At 61.1% G+C, this 16,489-nt stretch carries 14 protein-coding genes; all 14 read left to right on the top strand.

Annotated elements, in window-relative coordinates; genetic code table 11:
* Positions 1-103 precede the first annotated feature (103 nt).
* The 14 genes from JOE62_RS11530 to JOE62_RS11465 all read left to right on the top strand — a co-directional run bounded on the left by JOE62_RS11530 (position 104) and on the right by JOE62_RS11465 (position 16,449).
* Complete coding sequence (locus tag JOE62_RS11530) at positions 104-1,882, top strand: peptidoglycan D,D-transpeptidase FtsI family protein (protein WP_204722461.1); 1,779 nt, start codon at positions 104-106, stop codon at positions 1,880-1,882.
* Positions 1,876-3,468, top strand: a complete 1,593-nt coding sequence (locus JOE62_RS11525; protein WP_204722460.1) for a UDP-N-acetylmuramoyl-L-alanyl-D-glutamate--2,6-diaminopimelate ligase — start codon at positions 1,876-1,878, stop codon at positions 3,466-3,468. Before JOE62_RS11530 ends, JOE62_RS11525 begins: the two co-directional genes overlap by 7 nt.
* Before the next feature lie 50 nt (positions 3,469-3,518).
* A complete protein-coding gene (locus JOE62_RS11520; RefSeq protein ID WP_204722459.1) occupies positions 3,519-4,976 on the top strand; it encodes a UDP-N-acetylmuramoyl-tripeptide--D-alanyl-D-alanine ligase in 1,458 nt (485 codons plus the stop codon).
* On the top strand, positions 4,973-6,076 hold the full coding sequence (gene mraY / locus JOE62_RS11515) for a phospho-N-acetylmuramoyl-pentapeptide-transferase (RefSeq protein WP_204722458.1): 1,104 nt from the start codon (positions 4,973-4,975) through the stop codon (positions 6,074-6,076). Before JOE62_RS11520 ends, mraY begins: the two co-directional genes overlap by 4 nt.
* Positions 6,058-7,602: a UDP-N-acetylmuramoyl-L-alanine--D-glutamate ligase gene (gene murD / locus JOE62_RS11510; protein WP_204722457.1), complete on the top strand. Its 1,545-nt coding sequence runs from the start codon at positions 6,058-6,060 to the stop codon at positions 7,600-7,602. Before mraY ends, murD begins: the two co-directional genes overlap by 19 nt.
* 43 nt (positions 7,603-7,645) lie before the next feature.
* A complete protein-coding gene (gene ftsW, locus JOE62_RS11505; RefSeq protein ID WP_204722456.1) occupies positions 7,646-8,899 on the top strand; it encodes a putative lipid II flippase FtsW in 1,254 nt (417 codons plus the stop codon).
* 98 nt (positions 8,900-8,997) lie between these two features.
* Positions 8,998-10,119 carry an undecaprenyldiphospho-muramoylpentapeptide beta-N-acetylglucosaminyltransferase gene (gene murG / locus JOE62_RS11500; RefSeq protein WP_204722455.1) on the top strand — a complete coding sequence of 374 codons (1,122 nt, stop codon included), beginning with the start codon at positions 8,998-9,000 and terminating at the stop codon, positions 10,117-10,119.
* 4 nt (positions 10,120-10,123) lie between these two features.
* Complete coding sequence (gene murC, locus JOE62_RS11495) at positions 10,124-11,521, top strand: UDP-N-acetylmuramate--L-alanine ligase (RefSeq protein WP_204722454.1); 1,398 nt, start codon at positions 10,124-10,126, stop codon at positions 11,519-11,521.
* A 62-nt stretch (positions 11,522-11,583) separates the two neighbouring features.
* On the top strand, positions 11,584-12,318 hold the full coding sequence (locus tag JOE62_RS11490) for a cell division protein FtsQ/DivIB (protein ID WP_128470043.1): 735 nt from the start codon (positions 11,584-11,586) through the stop codon (positions 12,316-12,318).
* 219 nt (positions 12,319-12,537) lie between these two features.
* A complete protein-coding gene (ftsZ, locus tag JOE62_RS11485) occupies positions 12,538-13,737 on the top strand; it encodes a cell division protein FtsZ (protein ID WP_204722453.1) in 1,200 nt (399 codons plus the stop codon).
* A 20-nt stretch (positions 13,738-13,757) separates the two neighbouring features.
* A complete protein-coding gene (locus JOE62_RS11480; RefSeq protein ID WP_204722452.1) occupies positions 13,758-14,480 on the top strand; it encodes a laccase domain-containing protein in 723 nt (240 codons plus the stop codon).
* A 126-nt stretch (positions 14,481-14,606) separates the two neighbouring features.
* A complete protein-coding gene (locus tag JOE62_RS11475; RefSeq protein WP_038990516.1) occupies positions 14,607-15,158 on the top strand; it encodes a cell division protein SepF in 552 nt (183 codons plus the stop codon).
* Positions 15,159-15,181: 23 nt separating this feature from the next.
* A complete protein-coding gene (locus tag JOE62_RS11470; RefSeq protein WP_073706020.1) occupies positions 15,182-15,478 on the top strand; it encodes a YggT family protein in 297 nt (98 codons plus the stop codon).
* Positions 15,479-15,708: 230 nt separating this feature from the next.
* A complete protein-coding gene (locus JOE62_RS11465) occupies positions 15,709-16,449 on the top strand; it encodes a DivIVA domain-containing protein (protein ID WP_204722451.1) in 741 nt (246 codons plus the stop codon).
* Positions 16,450-16,489 lie beyond the last annotated feature (40 nt).

The following is a 16,489-nucleotide window of genomic DNA, read 5'->3' as shown; positions in this document are numbered from 1 at the left end:
TTTCTAAGCTAGATACAGGTGGCTGCCGCTGCTGGAAAACCGCGCTGAGGGAAAGTTAGGTTCTTTTGTGAGCTCGACCGCAATCGATACTGCAAAAAAGCGAATGCGCTTAGTGCTGATCCTCTCCGTGGTTTTGCTGCTGGTGATCCTCGGGCGGCTTGTCTGGGTCCAGGGCATCAACTCGGCAACCATTGCCAACGCCGCGCAAGAGAATCGCGAACGCGTAGAAAACATTGCGCCCAATCGCGGATCCATTGAAGACCGCAATGGCACGACGCTAGCTGTCTCCGTGGACCGCTACGATCTGGTCATCGACCAGCGCAAGCAGGGCGAGACCATTCGCCGCGCCAAGCGGGACGGCACCAACGGCCAGGAACGCATTACGTGGGACCAGGCCATTGATGAACTAGCCGAAACCCTGGACCAGGACCGCGAGGAACTGGCCAAGAAGGTGCGTCCGCAGGGGGACGCCGAGCCGAAGGGCTACGTCGTGCTGGCCAAGAGCGTGACCCCGGAAGTGCGCAACGAAGTCCTTGAAATTGGCATTCCCCGACTTGCCTCTTTGCTGCGCAGCGAACGCCAATACCCGCAAGGGGTGATCGCCGGGCCATTGCTGGGCTTCGTGCGCAATTCCGAAGACCAGACATCCGTGGTCGGTGCCGAAGGCCTGGAATTGAGTCAGGAAGAATACCTCGCCGGCAAGGCAGGCAGCCGCAAATACGAGATCAGCGCCGATGGCGTGCGCATTCCTGTCACCGAGGTGGAAGAAACACCGGCCGTCGATGGGCAGGATGTCATCCTCACCATCGACTCGGACATCAACTACGTTGCCCAGCGCGCAGCGGAAAAGAAGCAGGCCGAATTCAATGCCGAATGGGTTTCCGTGGTGGTCATGGAAGTCGACACCGGCAAGATCCTAGCCATCGGCGACTCCGCGGAATTGGATCCGAATGATCCAGTCGCCACCAAGCCCGAATTCCGCCGGTCCACCTCCATAACCCGTGCCTTCGAACCGGGTTCCACCGGCAAGGCCCCGATCTTCGCTGCCGCTATTGACCAGGGCGGCGTGGATCCGCTGACCGAGATGCGCGTGCCGAATAAGAAGACGTTCACCAAGGAAACCATCAACGACTCCTTGGAACACCCGACGTACGACATGACCGTTTCGGGCATCTTTGCCCGCTCCTACAACACCGGTACCGTGATGGTCGGCAACACGATGAGCAAGCAGACCCGCTACGACTACATGCGTGCTTTCGGATTGGGTTCGCCCATCCGCGTAGGGCTCAACGGCGCCAGCGCCGGCCAGCTCGCCCATCCCGAGAACTGGGACCGGCGCCAGCAGTACACCACCATGTTCGGCCAGGGCTATTCGCAGACCGTGCTGCACACCGCCTCGATATTCCAGACCTTGGCCAACGAAGGCGTTCGGCTTTCACCTAGCCTGATCGAGGGCTACCGGAACGAAGATGGTTCGATCACCAAGATTCCGGCGCCTGAAGAGAAGCGCGTGGTCAAGAAGAGCACCGCTGAGGAAATGCTCAAGCTCATGGAATCGGTCGTGGACCACGGTACCGGTTACAAGGAGCGCATTCCCGGGTACCGAGTGGGCGGCAAGACCGGTACCGGCCAGGCGGCAAGCGCCAAGGGCTATGACGGATATACTTATTCCTTTGCGGGCGTTGCCCCATTGGAGGATCCGCAGTTCGTGGTCGTGGCAACAATGTACCGGCCAAAGGGCAACTGGAAAGACTTCTCGGTAGCGGACACGTTTACCGATGTCATGAGCCATACTCTCAATACATTCAATGTGCCACCGAGCACGACTAAATCAGAGGCGTACGACGTCTTTGTAGGTGAGGATCAGAAGAAATCTTGGTAGTCCAGAACCCCGACACTCCGCGTGAGCTAGAACGGTACCTGCGCCCGGACAGCACCGCCGGCATTGGCTTCGACCAGCTCTGCGGAACAGCAGGTGCGGTGCGAACTGGAGCATTGCTCAATGCCGCTCCGCAAATCCTCGGAGTCAGCCTCAACCCGCAGATCGTCCAGCAAGGAGACGTCTTCCTGGGCATCTCCGGCGCCAAGCGCCACGGAGCCGAATTCGTGGACACCGCAATCGGCAACGGCGCAGTGGCGATGATCACCGATACCGCCGGACTCGAATTCCTCGGCGACGATCTCGCCATCCCGGTGGCAGTCGTGGCCGACGTCCGCAAATCCGCCGCAGTGATCGCGCAAGCCGTCTACGGAACGGACCAGCGCTGCCCGAAGCTGTTCGCCGTGACCGGCACCAACGGCAAGACGACCACCACCTTCATGATCCGCGCAATCCTGGATGCCCTGGGCGAAGAAACCGGCTTGATCGGCACCATCGAGATGTCCGCGCGCGGGCAGATCATCCCCAGCGTGCTGACCACCCCGGAATCCACCCAGCTGCATGGGGTGCTCTCGCGCATGGCCCAGCAGGAAGTGGCTTCGGTGGCCATGGAGGTCTCCAGCCACTCGTTGAGCTATGGACGGGTCGATGCGCTGCGCTTCGCCGTGTCCGGATACACCAACTTGACGCAGGATCACTTGGACCTGCACGGCACGATGGACGAGTACTTCGAAACCAAGGCCGAACTGTTCACCGCCGAACGCTCCGATCGCGCCGTGGTCATGGTGGATGACGAATACGGCCAGCGTCTGGCCGATCGCGCCCTGGTGCCCACCGAAACACTGAGCCTTGATGGCGATCATGCCACGGCCCACTGGCGGGTCACCGAGCTGGAGCACTGCGGCCTGGGCCACAGCTTCACCCTGGTCCACCGCGACGGGCGCCAGCTGCGGACCCGTACGCTGCTGCCAGGCATGTTCAACGTCGCCAACGGCGCCCTAGCGGCCCTGATGGTGCTCGCTGGCGGCGCAGACCTCGACGCCTTGCAGCGTGCCCTGGATTCCAAGGACCCGCTATCGGTCGCCGTTCCCGGACGCATGCAGGTCGTAGGCGAGTCACCGGTGGCCGTTGTCGACTTTGCCCACAATTCAGATGCCCTGGCCAAGGCCTTGGATTCCATCCGCCCGGGGGAGCAGGGCCGTCGCATCGTTGTCTTCGGCGCCACCGGAGAACGCGATAAGACCAAGCGCCCGGATATGGGAGCGGTAGCGGCCCGTCATGCGGACATCGTGATTGTCACCGACGACGATCCCCATGGCGAAGACCCGGCGCCGATCCGCGACCAGGTTGCCTCCGGCGCACAGCAAGTGCTCGATTCCGAACGTCCGCAGGTGCAGGTGTTCAACATCGCGCCACGCGCCAAAGCCGTAGAGTTCGCTGTGAGTTTGGCCGGTGCCAACGATGCGATCCTGGTGGCCGGGCGCGGACATGAAGTCAGCCAAGACGTCGCGGGAATCGACGTGGAACTGGATGACCGGGTGGAACTGGCGAACGCGCTGAATCTTCATGGATTTGTGACCAAATCCTAGAACGTACAAGACCACTATCGCCACCGCTCAAGTGTAAAGTCCTTATTGCCATGATTGAACTGTCTCTGACCGACCTGCTGGACATCACCGGAGGAAAAGCGACTGCCACAGCCGCCCCCGACACGGTGATCACTTCCGTGACCACTGACTCACGCGAAGTCGTCCCGGGTGCCTTATTTGTTGCCAAGCCCGGAGAATTCTCCGACGGGCACGCCTTTATCGACCGTGCACGCGCCGCCGGCGCCGTGCTGGCCCTAGCCGAACGCGTGACCTATGACGAAGACCGCAGGGAGCACCCGGCGGTCATCGTTCACGATGCGGTGGAAGCGATGGGCAAAATCGCCGCCCGCATCGTTGCGCATCTCAAGGAAAAGAACGACGCCAAGGTCGTGGGAATCACCGGCTCGGCCGGCAAGACCACCACCAAGGACCTGCTCGCAGGCATCTTGTCGCAGGTGGCGCCGACCGTGTCGCCCATCGGCTCCTACAACGGCGAAGTCGGCGTACCGCTGACGGTCTTCAACGCCACCGAAGAGACCAAGTATTTGGTAATCGAGATGGGTGCTACCGGCATCGGCCACCTGACCTACCTCACCGATATGGTGCATCCCCAGGTCGGCGTCGTATTGTGCGTCGGCACCGCGCACGCCGGCGAATTCGGCGGGGTGGAGAACATCGAGAAGGCCAAGGGCGAGCTGGTAGAGGCACTGGACGCCGATGGCATCGCCATACTGAACGCCGAAGACCCTCGCGTGGCCCGCATGGATTCGCGTTCCGGGGGAGCAGTGCGCTTCTTCGGCACCGGAAACAGCAAGCCGGAGAACGCTGGAGTCTGGGCCACCGACGTTGCCGTGAACAAGCACGGGCAGCCAGAGCTCACCCTCCAGTTCCCCGGCGGCTTCAGCAAGCGGATCACCTCGGGCCTTCTGGGCCGCCATCACGTCACCAACATCCTCGCCGCGGCGAACGCAGCACTGGCGCTGGATATTGCCCCGGAGCTGATCGCCGCCGCCCTTGAAGGCCGAGCCGCTGGCAGCCGCTGGCGGATGGAACGCATCGAGCGTCCTGACGGTGTGAGCATCATCAATGACGCCTACAACGCGAACCCTGAATCAATGCGTGCCGCGCTGGTGACCCTGGCCGAATTGGGCCTGGGCGCCGACGGCGCACCAGGCCGGCGCACCTGGGCGGTGCTGGGCGAAATGCTGGAACTGGGTGATGACAGCATCCACCAGCACGACCTGCTGGGCCGCATGGCAGTTCGCATGAACATCAAGAAACTTGTAGTGGTAGGCCGCGGGGCCAAGCCCGCCTACAACTCTGCTGTGCTCGAAGGCAGCTGGGGCGACGAGGCCTTCTACGTGGAAGACGTGGATGAAGCCCGCGCACTGCTGCAGGAACAGCTGCAGCCGGGTGATATCGCGCTGTTCAAATCGTCCAATGGGGCAGGCCTGCGTTTCCTCGGCGACGAGATCGCAGCATTCGCGAAGGAAGGCGATAACGCATGATCGCATTGATCCTGGGGGCAGGCATTGCCCTCGTGCTGACCATGGTGGTCATGCCGCTGTACATCCGCCTGCTCACCAAGAAGCAGTACGGCCAGGTCGTCCGCGATGACGGGCCGAACTCGCACTCCATCAAGTCCGGCACCCCCACCATGGGCGGGGTGGTCTTCGTGCTGGCCGTGTTCGTGGCGTACTTCGCCACCCATGGCATCCTTTCGCTGATGGGGCGCACATCGTCGGGAGTCACCGCCAGCGGCCTGCTGGTGCTGATGCTCTTCGGCGGCATGGGCCTGGTCGGCTTCCTCGATGACTTCATCAAGATCTTCAAGAAGCGGTCATTGGGCCTGCGCGCCTGGCAGAAGATCGTCCTGCAGGCTTTCTTCGGCATCAGCTTCGCAGTGCTGGCCTTGCAGTTCCCGAACGAGCAGGGCCTGACCCCCGGCTCCACCGCTATTTCCTTCCTGCGCGACACAAACATCGACCTGGCATTTGCCGGGCCGCTGCTGGGCATGGTGCTGTTCGTGCTCTGGGCGAACTTCATTGTTACCGGTGCCACCAATGGCGTGAACCTCACCGACGGCCTGGACGGGCTGGCTACCGGTGCCTCGATCATGGTCTTCGGCGCGTACACACTGATGGGCATCTGGCAGCAGAATCAGGCCTGCAGCAACATCGACTCGCTGAATGTCTGCTACTCGGTGCGCGACCCGCAGGACCTCGCGCTGCTGGGAGCCACGCTCTCCGGTGCGCTGATCGCCTTCCTCTGGTTCAATGCCAAGCCGGCAAAGATCTTCATGGGCGACACCGGCTCGCTGGCCATTGGCGGTGCCGTGGCAGCCTTCGCGATCCTCTCGCGCACCCAGCTGCTGCTCGTAGTCATCGCCGGCCTGTTCGTGATCATCTCACTGTCGGTCATCATCCAGGTGGGCTACTTCAAGATCTCGGGCGGCAAGCGCGTGTTCAAGATGGCACCGCTGCAGCACCACTTCGAGCTCTCGGGCTGGTCCGAGGAAAACGTCGTTATCCGATTCTGGATCCTTGCCGGCCTGTTCGTGGCCGCGGGCCTGGGTCTCTTCTACTCTGAATGGGTTGTCGCACTGTGAGCGCAAACGCTGGCAAATCACTAGACTCGCTGAACAGCTGGGATGCTGATTGGAAAGGCCTGCGAGTTGTCGTCGCAGGATTGGGGCTCTCCGGATTCTCGGCAGCCGACACCCTCATCGAACTCGGCGCCATCGTCACCGTGATCGATGGCCGCGATGACCAGATGAACCAGCAGCGCGCCGAGACCCTGAAGATCGTCGGCGCCCACGAGGTGCTGCTCGGCACCGCCAACGTCCAGTGCCTGCCGCTGGTCGATGGCCAGCAGGCCCAGCTGGTGATGGTTTCCCCTGGCTGGAACCCCCGCAACCCGGTCATCGCGGAAGCAGAGTCCAAAGGCATCGAGATCTGGAGCGATATCGAATTGGCATGGCGCGTGCAGAACCGTGCCGGCCACACAGCGCCACAGTGGCTGGCCATCACCGGCACTAACGGCAAGACCACCACCGTGGGCATGACCGAAGCGATCCTGCGTGCCGAGGGGCTGAAAGCCGTCGCCGTCGGCAATGTCGGCACCCCGATCCTCGATGCGGTGCGCGAACCGGTGGACTACGACGTGTTCGCCGTCGAGCTCTCCAGTTTCCAGCTGCACTACACGCACAGCATCTCGCCGGTCGCCTCGGTGGTCCTGAATTTGGCCGAAGACCACGTGGACTGGCATGGCGGTTTCGAGAACTACAAGGCCGCCAAGGCGAAGATCTACGAACGCACCCAGGTGGCGGCGATCTTCAACGCGGCTGACGAGGTCACCATCACCATGGTGGAAAATGCTGACGTCATCGAAGGCTGCCGTGCGATCGGCTTCACGACAGATACCCCCGCGGTGTCGATGGTGGGCGTTGTCGAGGGTCTGCTGGTGGACCGCGCCTTCATCGAAGAGCGCAAGACCAGTGCGGTGGAACTCATCGCGCTGAAGGAGATCGGCGAGATTGTCCCGCGCCATACCGCCGCCAACGCGGCCGCCGCCGCGGCGCTGACCCGCGCCTGCGGAGTGAGCCCGGAAGCCGTCGCGGCGGGCTTGAAGAACTTCGACTCCGGATACCACCGGATCCAGGCCGTGGCCCGCAAGGACGACATCCTGTGGATCAACGACTCCAAGGCCACCAACCCGCACGCGGCCGACGCTTCGCTGGCGGCCTTCACCCGCGTGGTGTGGATCGCCGGCGGCGTGTCCAAGGGCGTGGAATACGGGGAGCTGATCGCCAAGCATGCGCAGCGCCTGTCCAAGGTGCTGCTCATCGGCACCGACACCGCGGGCCTGCGCGAAGCGCTGGCCACCCACGCACCAGAGGTCGAAGTCATCGATATCACCGGCGGGGCGCAGGGCAACGACGGTTCAGCCCCCAGCGGCGCGCAGGTCATGACCCGTGCGGTGTCCAAGGCCGCCGAAGTTGCCGAGGCAGGGGACACGGTGCTCATGGCACCGGCCGCGGCCTCGATGGACCAATTCAGCTCCTACGCCCAGCGTGGCAACGCATTTATCGCTGCCGTCAGTGATCTGATGGATAAAGCTGGCGAAGAGAAGTAGTCGAGAGCTGACCGAACAAACGAAACCAAGGCAGGAGGCACCGATGGCGATGAAATCCAACAAGAAGCCAGCGGGATCCAAAGCCAAGATTCCTTGGTACGCGCGAATCGGCAAAATGCTCAGCACCGTCGAGAACTCCAGCGGACGCATGGCCTCCACCGACTACTGGCTGGTGCTCGTGGGCTCCATCGCGCTGGCAGTCTTCGGCGTGATCATGGTCCAGTCATCGGCATCGGTGGAAGCGATCGCCAAGGGCCGGGACGGCTTCACCGTGGCACTGGCCCAGGGCGGCTTCGCCGCGGTGGGCATTGTCTGCATGCTGATCATGCAGCGCATCAAGCCGGAAGTGCTGAAGCGGCTGGCGTGGCCCTCCGTGATGGCGGCGTTCATCCTGCTGTTCCTCGTCGCATTCACGCCACTTGGCCACACGGTACTCGGCAACCGGAACTGGATCCGCATCGGCGGCTTCGGCTTGCAGCCCAGCGAGTTCGCCAAACTTGCCTTGGCAGTTTTCGCTGCATTCATGCTGGAAAAGAAGCAGCACATGCTTCACGACATCAAGCATCTGATCGTCCCCGTCGTGGCTCCCGTCGGCATCTTCATCGTCGGCCTCGTCGTGGTCGGCAAGGATGTGGGTACCGCACTGGTCCTGTTGATGATCATTGCCGCGGCGATGTTCCTTGGCGGCATCAGGATGAAGTGGCTCGCGGCGTTCTCCGCGGTTGGCGTCGCAGGCCTCTCCGTCGCGATCCTGGCTTCGTCCAACCGCCGGCAGCGCATCCTCGCCTGGCTGGATACCGATTGCGGTCCGAGCAATGACCTTTGCTACCAGGCCAGCATGGGCCTGCATGCCTTCGCTTCTGGCGGTTGGTTCGGAGTGGGTGCCGGCCAGTCCCGCATGAAGTGGTCCTATGTCCCCGAAGCGCAGAACGACTTCATCTTCTCCATCCTGGGCGAGGAATTCGGCCTGATCGGCGTGCTCTTCGTGCTGGTCATGTTCATCCTGCTGGCCTTGGCGATGTACCGCATTGCTGCGCGCGCCAACGACATGTACACCAAGGTGCTCATGGGCTGCTTGATGTCCTGGGTCATCGGCCAGACCTTCGTCAACCTGGGTACCGTCACCGGAGTGCTTCCGGTGATCGGTGTTCCGCTGCCGTTCATTTCCTCCGGCGGCTCGGCCATGCTCGCCATCATGCTGGCCATGGGGTTTGTCCTCTCCTCGGCCAGAGCGCAGAAACTTGAATTCGAGGCAAAGCTGGCAGAGAAGCCGGCCAAGAGCAAGAAAACCAAATAGCGGGCCGCAACCGGCCGTTATCAGAAGCAGAGATCCATCGCCGGATATGCGGTGGACATTGATCCTGCCCCTTGCAGGTCGAAGGAGTACAGCAATAGATGAGCGAAGCACTTCGCCTAGTGGTCGCCGGCGGCGGAACAGCCGGGCATATCTCGCCCATGCTGGCCATCGCTGATGCCGTGAAGACCGAGCAGCCTGACGCACAGGTCACTGCCCTGGGATCTCCCGGAGGCCTGGAAACCAAGCTGGTGCCCGAAGCCGGCTACCCGTTGGAATTTGTTCCGAAGGCACCGATGCCGCGAAGCATCAACGCAGATCTGCTCAAGTTCCCATTCCGTTTCATCAAGGCGGTCACTAACGCCAAGAAGGTTCTGCGCGCCGCCAAGGCCGAAGCGATCCTGGGCGTAGGAGGATACGTCTGCACTCCGGCCTACCTGGCTGCGAAGCAGCTGAAGCTGCCGATCTTCGTGCACGAGGCGAACTCCGTTGCGGGCATGGCCAACAAGCTGGGCGCAAAGAACGCTGCATTTGTCGGAACCACGTTCGCCAACACCGGACTGCCCGGCGAGGTGCAGGTAGGCATGCCGATGCGCTCCAACGTGGCGACCATGGTCAAGGCGGAACTGCGCGAGGCAGCCCGCGAGCACTTCGGTGTCAGCGGCGAGAAGCCAGTGCTGCTGGTTACCGGCGGATCCTCCGGAGCGCAGAGCATCAACACAGCCATTGCTCAGTCCCTTGACGAACTGGACGCAGCCGGCATCCACACCATCCACATCACCGGACGCGGCAAGCAGGTTCGCGATGCCGCTGGCGAGCTGCTCGTCCATGAGGGATACACCCAGATCGAATACGTGGATCGCATGGACTACGCGTACGCAGTCGCGGATTTGATGATCTGCCGCTCTGGTGCAGGCACCGTCTGCGAATTGGCCGTCGCCGGTACCGCCTCGGTTTTGGTCCCGCTGCCCATCGGCAACGGCGAGCAGAAGCTCAACGCCCGTGAACTGGTAGCCGCCGGGGGAGCGGTCCTGGTTTCTGACGCCGAATTCACAAAGTCCTATATCACCGAAAATGTCATCAATCTGCTGACCGATCAGCATAAAATTGAAAAAATGTCTCGCGCCGCCGCCTCACTGGGGCAGCGCGACGCCGCGCAGATCATGGCGCGACGGATTATTGAAGAAGTTTCAACCCGCCGCCGTGCGGGTCAGGAAGGCTAGAACCATGGCACTGCGAGCCGACGAACTGAACGCCGATCTGGGCAAGGTGCACCTGATGGGTGTAGGCGGGGTTGGCGTATCAGCGGTTGCACGGCTGATGCTCGACTACGGACTGACCGTCTCCGGAACCGACGCCAAGGACCTGCCGGTGCTCGACGGGCTGCGCGAGCGCGGAGCACGCATCCACGTAGGCTACGATGCCGCGAACCTGGGCGACGCTGACACCGTGGTGATTTCCTCGATCATCAAGGTAGGCAATCCGGAATACGATGAAGCCGTGCGTCGCGGACTGCGCATCCTGCACCGCTCCGAAGGCCTGGAAGAAACCATGCGCGGCCACGAGAAGATCGTGGCCATCGCCGGCACCCACGGCAAGACCACCACCACGTCGCTGACCGCGCACATGCTCAAGACCATCGGCGCACGTCCAAGCTTCGCGGTCGGCGCGAACATTCCAAGCCTGGGCACCAACGCCGAACTCGGTGCCGGATCCTACTTCGTGGCCGAAGCCGACGAATCCGACGCCTCCTTCCTCAACTACCGGCCGGAAGTCATCATCGTGACCAACGTCGAGGCCGATCACCTGGACCACTACGGCACCGCTGAGGCGGTGCACCAGGCCTTTGCCGACTTCGCCCGGCTGCTGCCATCCGACGGACTGCTGATCTGCTGCGCCGATGACGAAGGAGCCAATGCCCTGGCGCACAAGATGCGTACGGACCGCCCGGATATCCGGGTCCAGACCTATGGGTTCAGCGACCATGCCGACCGCAGGCTGTCCGACGCCCGCGCCACCGAGGATGGCCGGTTCACCGCGACCATCGAATGGGGCAGCGGACAGAGCCGGATCATGGATCTGGCAGTGCCCGGCCAGCACAATCTGCTCAACGCCGCCGCCGCGCTGTCGGTCGGCATCGATGCAGGCGTGGATGTCGACGACGCGCTACAGGCGCTCTCCAGCTTTTCCGGTGCAGCCCGGCGATTCGAATTCAAGGGCGAGGCTGCTGGTGTCCGGGTCTACGACGACTATGCGCACCACCCAACCGAAGTGCAGGCTGCTTTGACCGCAGGCCGCACCGTGGCAGGCAACGGCCGGCTGCACGTGGTCTTCCAGCCGCACCTGTTCAGCCGCACCCAGGAGTTCTACCGCCAATTTGCGCAGGCCCTGTCCTTGGCCGATTCGGTAGCGGTGCTGGATATCTATCCGGCACGTGAAGAGCCGATCGAAGGCGTGACCAGCGAATTGATTGCCTCGCGCATCGAAGTCCCGTCGCAGGTTCTGGCTCCGGCAGCCGCGGTAGCGCATGCGGTCGAGCAGGCCGAGCCGGGCGATGTCATCATGACCATTGGCGCTGGAGACGTTACCGCACTCGGTCCAGACATCGTGAAGTCCCTGAGCTGACAACTTCCGTCCAGAGTCCCGGGCCGCAGCGATCGGCCCCAATCCGTCTACCAAGGTGATCCATGGGTGAAGCAGCAAAAGTCGTAGAACTTCCGGAGAACCCGGAGAAGAAGCGGCGCAAGATCCTGATTATTGTCGCGGCGTGCATTGTCGTGCTCAGCCTCGCTGCCGTTCTGATCTTGAGCTTCTCGCCGGTGATCGCTGCCAAGAAGATTGAGGTCACCGGCACCAAACTGGTGGATTCCAAGAAGTTGGGGGAGTCCTTGGAACCGCTGAAGGGCACCCCGCTGCCGCGGATCTCCGAAGCAAAGGTCCAGGAGCTCATCGGAGACCAGCCCGCCATCGACGAGATCGTGGTCAAGGCGCAGATGCCCAATACCCTGGTGGTGGAGGTGATCGAAGCCGTGCCGGTGGCGATCTTGCTGGAGGGCAAGAAGGAATACCTGGTTTCCGAGACAGGCAAGAAGCTTCGCACCGTCGGCAAGAAGGACAAGGACAAGCTTCCCAAGATTAAGGCCAGTGACGTCACTGCCGATGCTGAGCAGTTCAAGCTGCTGACCGGTATCTTGAGCACGATTGACAAGAAAGTGCTCGAGGAAGTTTCAACCGCATCGCTGTCCAAGGCCGGCTTTGCCGAGTTGGCATTGCCGAAGAACCGCACGTTGATTTGGGGAGACGCGAAGAAGGCGGCCCTGAAAAATGAAGTTGCACTGATTTTCTTGAAAGAGCTCGAGAAAAAGCATGCGGCCAAGACGACAATCGACGTCACCAATCCGGAAAATCCCGTGGTGTATTAAGTCGCGGCGCTCTGGGCGCGGGAAGACCAATAAGCCAAGAAATTCTGGAAAGATAGTCTTGAATAAGCGACACGCCTAGGCGGTCGTTGCAGAAAGACCAGTCGACTCATAGCGTTTCTAATAACGACAGCTTGACAGATTATTAACCTTAAGGCTAAAGGTTAAGGTTTTTGGCTGGAGTCGTGAAATATGTAGCACATCTAACAAGGGAAGCGGGACGTGGCAGCTCCACAGAATTACCTCGCGGTCATTAAAGTCGTCGGAATCGGCGGTGGCGGTGTAAACGCAGTCAATCGAATGATCGAAGTCGGTCTCAAGGGCGTAGAATTCATCGCCATTAACACCGATGCCCAGGCTCTGCTTATGAGTGATGCCGACGTCAAACTGGACGTAGGACGCGAACTGACTCGTGGCCTGGGCGCTGGCGCCAACCCGGATGTGGGACGCCAGGCAGCGGAAGATCACGTAGAAGAAATCGAAGATGTCCTGCGCGGCGCCGACATGGTCTTCGTGACCGCAGGCGAAGGCGGCGGTACCGGTACCGGTGGTGCGCCTGTCGTGGCACGCATCGCCCGCTCGCTCGGCGCGCTGACCATCGGTGTTGTCACCCGTCCATTCACCTTCGAAGGCCGTCGTCGTGCGAACTCCGCCGAGTCGGGCATCGAAGCCCTGCGCGACGAAGTCGATACCCTCATTGTCATCCCCAACGATCGACTGCTCTCCATTTCGGACCGCAACGTATCGGTGCTGGACGCATTCCGCCAGGCGGACCAGGTTCTGCTCTCGGGTGTTCAGGGCATCACCGACTTGATCACCACCTCGGGTCTGATCAACCTCGACTTCGCCGACGTGAAGTCCGTCATGCAGGGCGCAGGCTCGGCATTGATGGGCATCGGTTCGGCGCGGGGCGAAGACCGCGCAGTGAAGGCGGCGGAATTGGCTATCGCTTCGCCATTGCTCGAAGCTTCCATCGATGGCGCCCATGGCGTCCTGCTCTCCATCCAGGGCGGCTCGGATCTCGGCCTGTTCGAAATCAACGAAGCTGCACGTCTGGTGCAGGAAGTCGCGCACCCGGAAGCCAACATCATCTTCGGCGCCGTCATCGACGACGCCCTGGGCGATGAAGCACGCGTCACCGTGATTGCTGCCGGCTTCGACGAGCCAGATGTCACCAGCAAGCCAATGGCCCCGGCCGCAGCAAAGCCAGCTGTGTCCTCGCGCCCAGCCGAACAGGTGCCAGCAAGCATTCCTGAAACCCCGGCACCGGCTCCAACCGAAGCTGCGAAGCCAGCCCTGGCTGCCCAGGAGAAGCCAGCTGCCACAGAGCAGTCCAGCTCCTTCCAGGACCTTCCAGATGTTGTCGACTCGGACCTGAACGGCTCGAACGACGACCTGGATGTCCCGGACTTCCTGAAGTAAAAACAGCAAGAAGCTGAGCAGTGCTACATTTCGCGTCGAACCTCGATCCGAGCATCCAACTGGCATTCACTTCGCAGGCCGAGGGCAACCTCGCCCTGCATGTGAACGATGATCCCCGCCTCGTGGCGGAGAACCGGGCCAGGCTGGAAGACTTGATCGGGGTTCGACGCTTCTCGCTGAACTTCATGAACCAGGTGCACTCCGCCGATGTGCATGAATTGCAGCCGGTGCAACGCACGTCCTGGCTGGAACCAGCAGCGCCAACTTGCGACGGCTTGCTGGACGCCACGGGTGCCCAACCCCTGGCGGTAATGGTGGCCGATTGCCTTCCGGTTCTGTTCGTTGGCCGGAACTCGCAAAGCGGGCAGACCCTGAACGCGGCGACCCACGCCGGGCGGCGCGGTCTGCTCGACGGGATTCTGGCCAATACCGTCCAGTCTTTGAGGGCTCATGGTGCCGATGTGATGGAAGCTGTGATTGGCCCATCGATCTGCGGGCGATGCTATGAAGTTCCCGAAGATATGGCCCAGGAATCCGAGCAGTTGCGACCCGGGATTCGCACCGCGACGCGCTGGGGAACTCCGGGACTGGATCTTCCGGCATCAGCCGAAGATGAGCTGCGCGGACTCGGAGTCGACGTCCGGCAATCCGGGGTCTGCACTTTGGAAGACGAGAACTACTATTCCTACCGACGCTTACGCAGTTCCGGACGCCTTGCCGGCCTCATCTGGACCGCTGCGTAGGCGTGCGCGACACACCGCCAATAATTGAACGAATGAACGATGCAAGCATTATTTTGTGCGGTAGCGTCGAAGTTAGCGGAAGCATGCAATGGGGTTGCATGCATGGGATAAACGAGGAGAAACATCGTGGCTGACGGACTGCGTAAGGCAATGGTCTATCTCGGCTTGGCGGATGCCGTCGAGCAGGACGAGACCCAGACACAAAACGCTGAGCCCAAAACCCAAGTTCGGGTGGTTGAGGACACTGCTCCGAAGCGACCTGCCGAAGCCCCACGCCCACAGCCTGCCGCGAGGCCGGCTGCACCGCAAACTCAAGCTAGAGAACCAGAGACGGAATACCGTGCTCCGGTCACACCTATTAAGCGTGCCCCTTCAGTACGGGATGAGGATTCCGAATTGCGTCAGATTACTACCGTCCACCCTCGTTCTTACAATGATGCCAAGATCATCGGTGAGAACTTCCGTGACGGCATCCCGGTGATTATGAATGTCACCGATATGGGTGAAACCGATGCCAAGCGCCTCGTCGACTTCTCGGCGGGTCTTGTTTTCGCCCTGCATGGCTCCATCGAGCGAGTTACGAACAAAGTCTTCCTGCTTTCGCCGGCAACCGTTGAAGTTCTCGGTGAAGATCGCAAGCAGTCCGAAGCGCAAGCAACCTTCTTTAACCAGAGCTAAGACACCAGGAGCAAACGCACAAAATGGTGTTCGGGATCATCTATCTCGCGTTAGCCATCCTCCAGATTCTGCTTTTGATGAGAATTGTGTTGGATGTAACGGAAAGCTTTGCTCGCCATTGGCGACCCAAAGGCATCGCATTGATTGTCGCTAGTGCAATCGTGTCGATTACCGATCCTCCGCTGCGTTGGTTGCGCCGGAAGATCAAACCCCTGGATCTAGGCGGAATCCGCCTTGACCTGTCGTTTCTTGTGTTGTTTATCGTCGTAATCATTCTTAAAGCGGTGGTAGGCAACCTTGGGCTCAGTACAGGGATCTGATTAGGTCATTTCCGTGCTTCACGGGGATTGTCCTGAACAGTCAAAAGCTGTAGATTCAGAGAATAAGAGACTCGCGCGAAAGCTCGATTTCGTAATAATTGTCCAAATCGTTATATCCTTTAGGAAATGGTGCTCCGACTTCACCGGTCGCGACACTGACAAAAACGGTAAGTGTTTCGCAAGGCAAGACAATGGTCGTGCGGAAATGATCCCAGTATTGAGGTGACCCAATGGCTCTGACGCCAGAAGACGTAGTCAATAAGCGGTTTCAGCCGACCAAGTTCCGTGAAGGCTACGACCAAGACGAGGTAGATGACTTCCTCGACGAAATCGTTGTGGAACTGCGTCGTCTAACCGGTGAGAACGAGGCTCTGCGCAGCCGCCTTGCCGAACTCGGCGAGGATGCGGGTTCAGTATCGAAGGAACAGGCTGTTCCGGCGCCGGTATCGGCTGCTCCAGCTACTCCTGCTGCAAAGCCAGCTGAAGAGAAGAAGGCAGAAGCCAAGCCTGCAGAGCCAGCAAAGGCAGAAACCCCGGCTGCCAAGCCAGGCGAGGAAAAGAAGGCCGAAGCCAAGCCAGCTGCCGCAGAGAAGGCACCTGCAGCTCCGGCAGCAGCAGCGGCACCAGCTGCAGCTCCGCACACCGAATCCGCAGAATCTGCCGCCAACGTGCTGTCCATGGCTCAGCGCCTGCACGACGAATACGTCGCTGCCGGTGTCGAGCAGCGCGACAAGATCATCTCCGAAGCGAAGACCGAAGCCAACGCCTTGGTCACCACCGCTGAAGAGAAGAGCCGCAAGACCCTCTCGGCACTTGAGCAGCAGAAGTCGGTACTGGAGCGCAAGCTCGAGCAGCTGCGCGGCTTCGAACGCGACTACCGTGCTCGCCTGAAGACCTACATCGAAGGACAGCTGCGCGACCTTGAGTCCCAGGGTTCGATCGATGCTGGCGCAGAAGGCAAGACCAACTAGTCGCTGACAGTTCATGGCTTGAACCAGCTATCAAGTAAGA

Origin of the sequence: Glutamicibacter nicotianae, from assembly GCF_016907615.1 — a bacterium.
GTDB lineage: Bacteria > Actinomycetota > Actinomycetes > Actinomycetales > Micrococcaceae > Glutamicibacter > Glutamicibacter nicotianae.
Note: the sequence above shows the minus strand (reverse complement) of the source record. Positions and strands in the feature narration are given on the sequence as shown.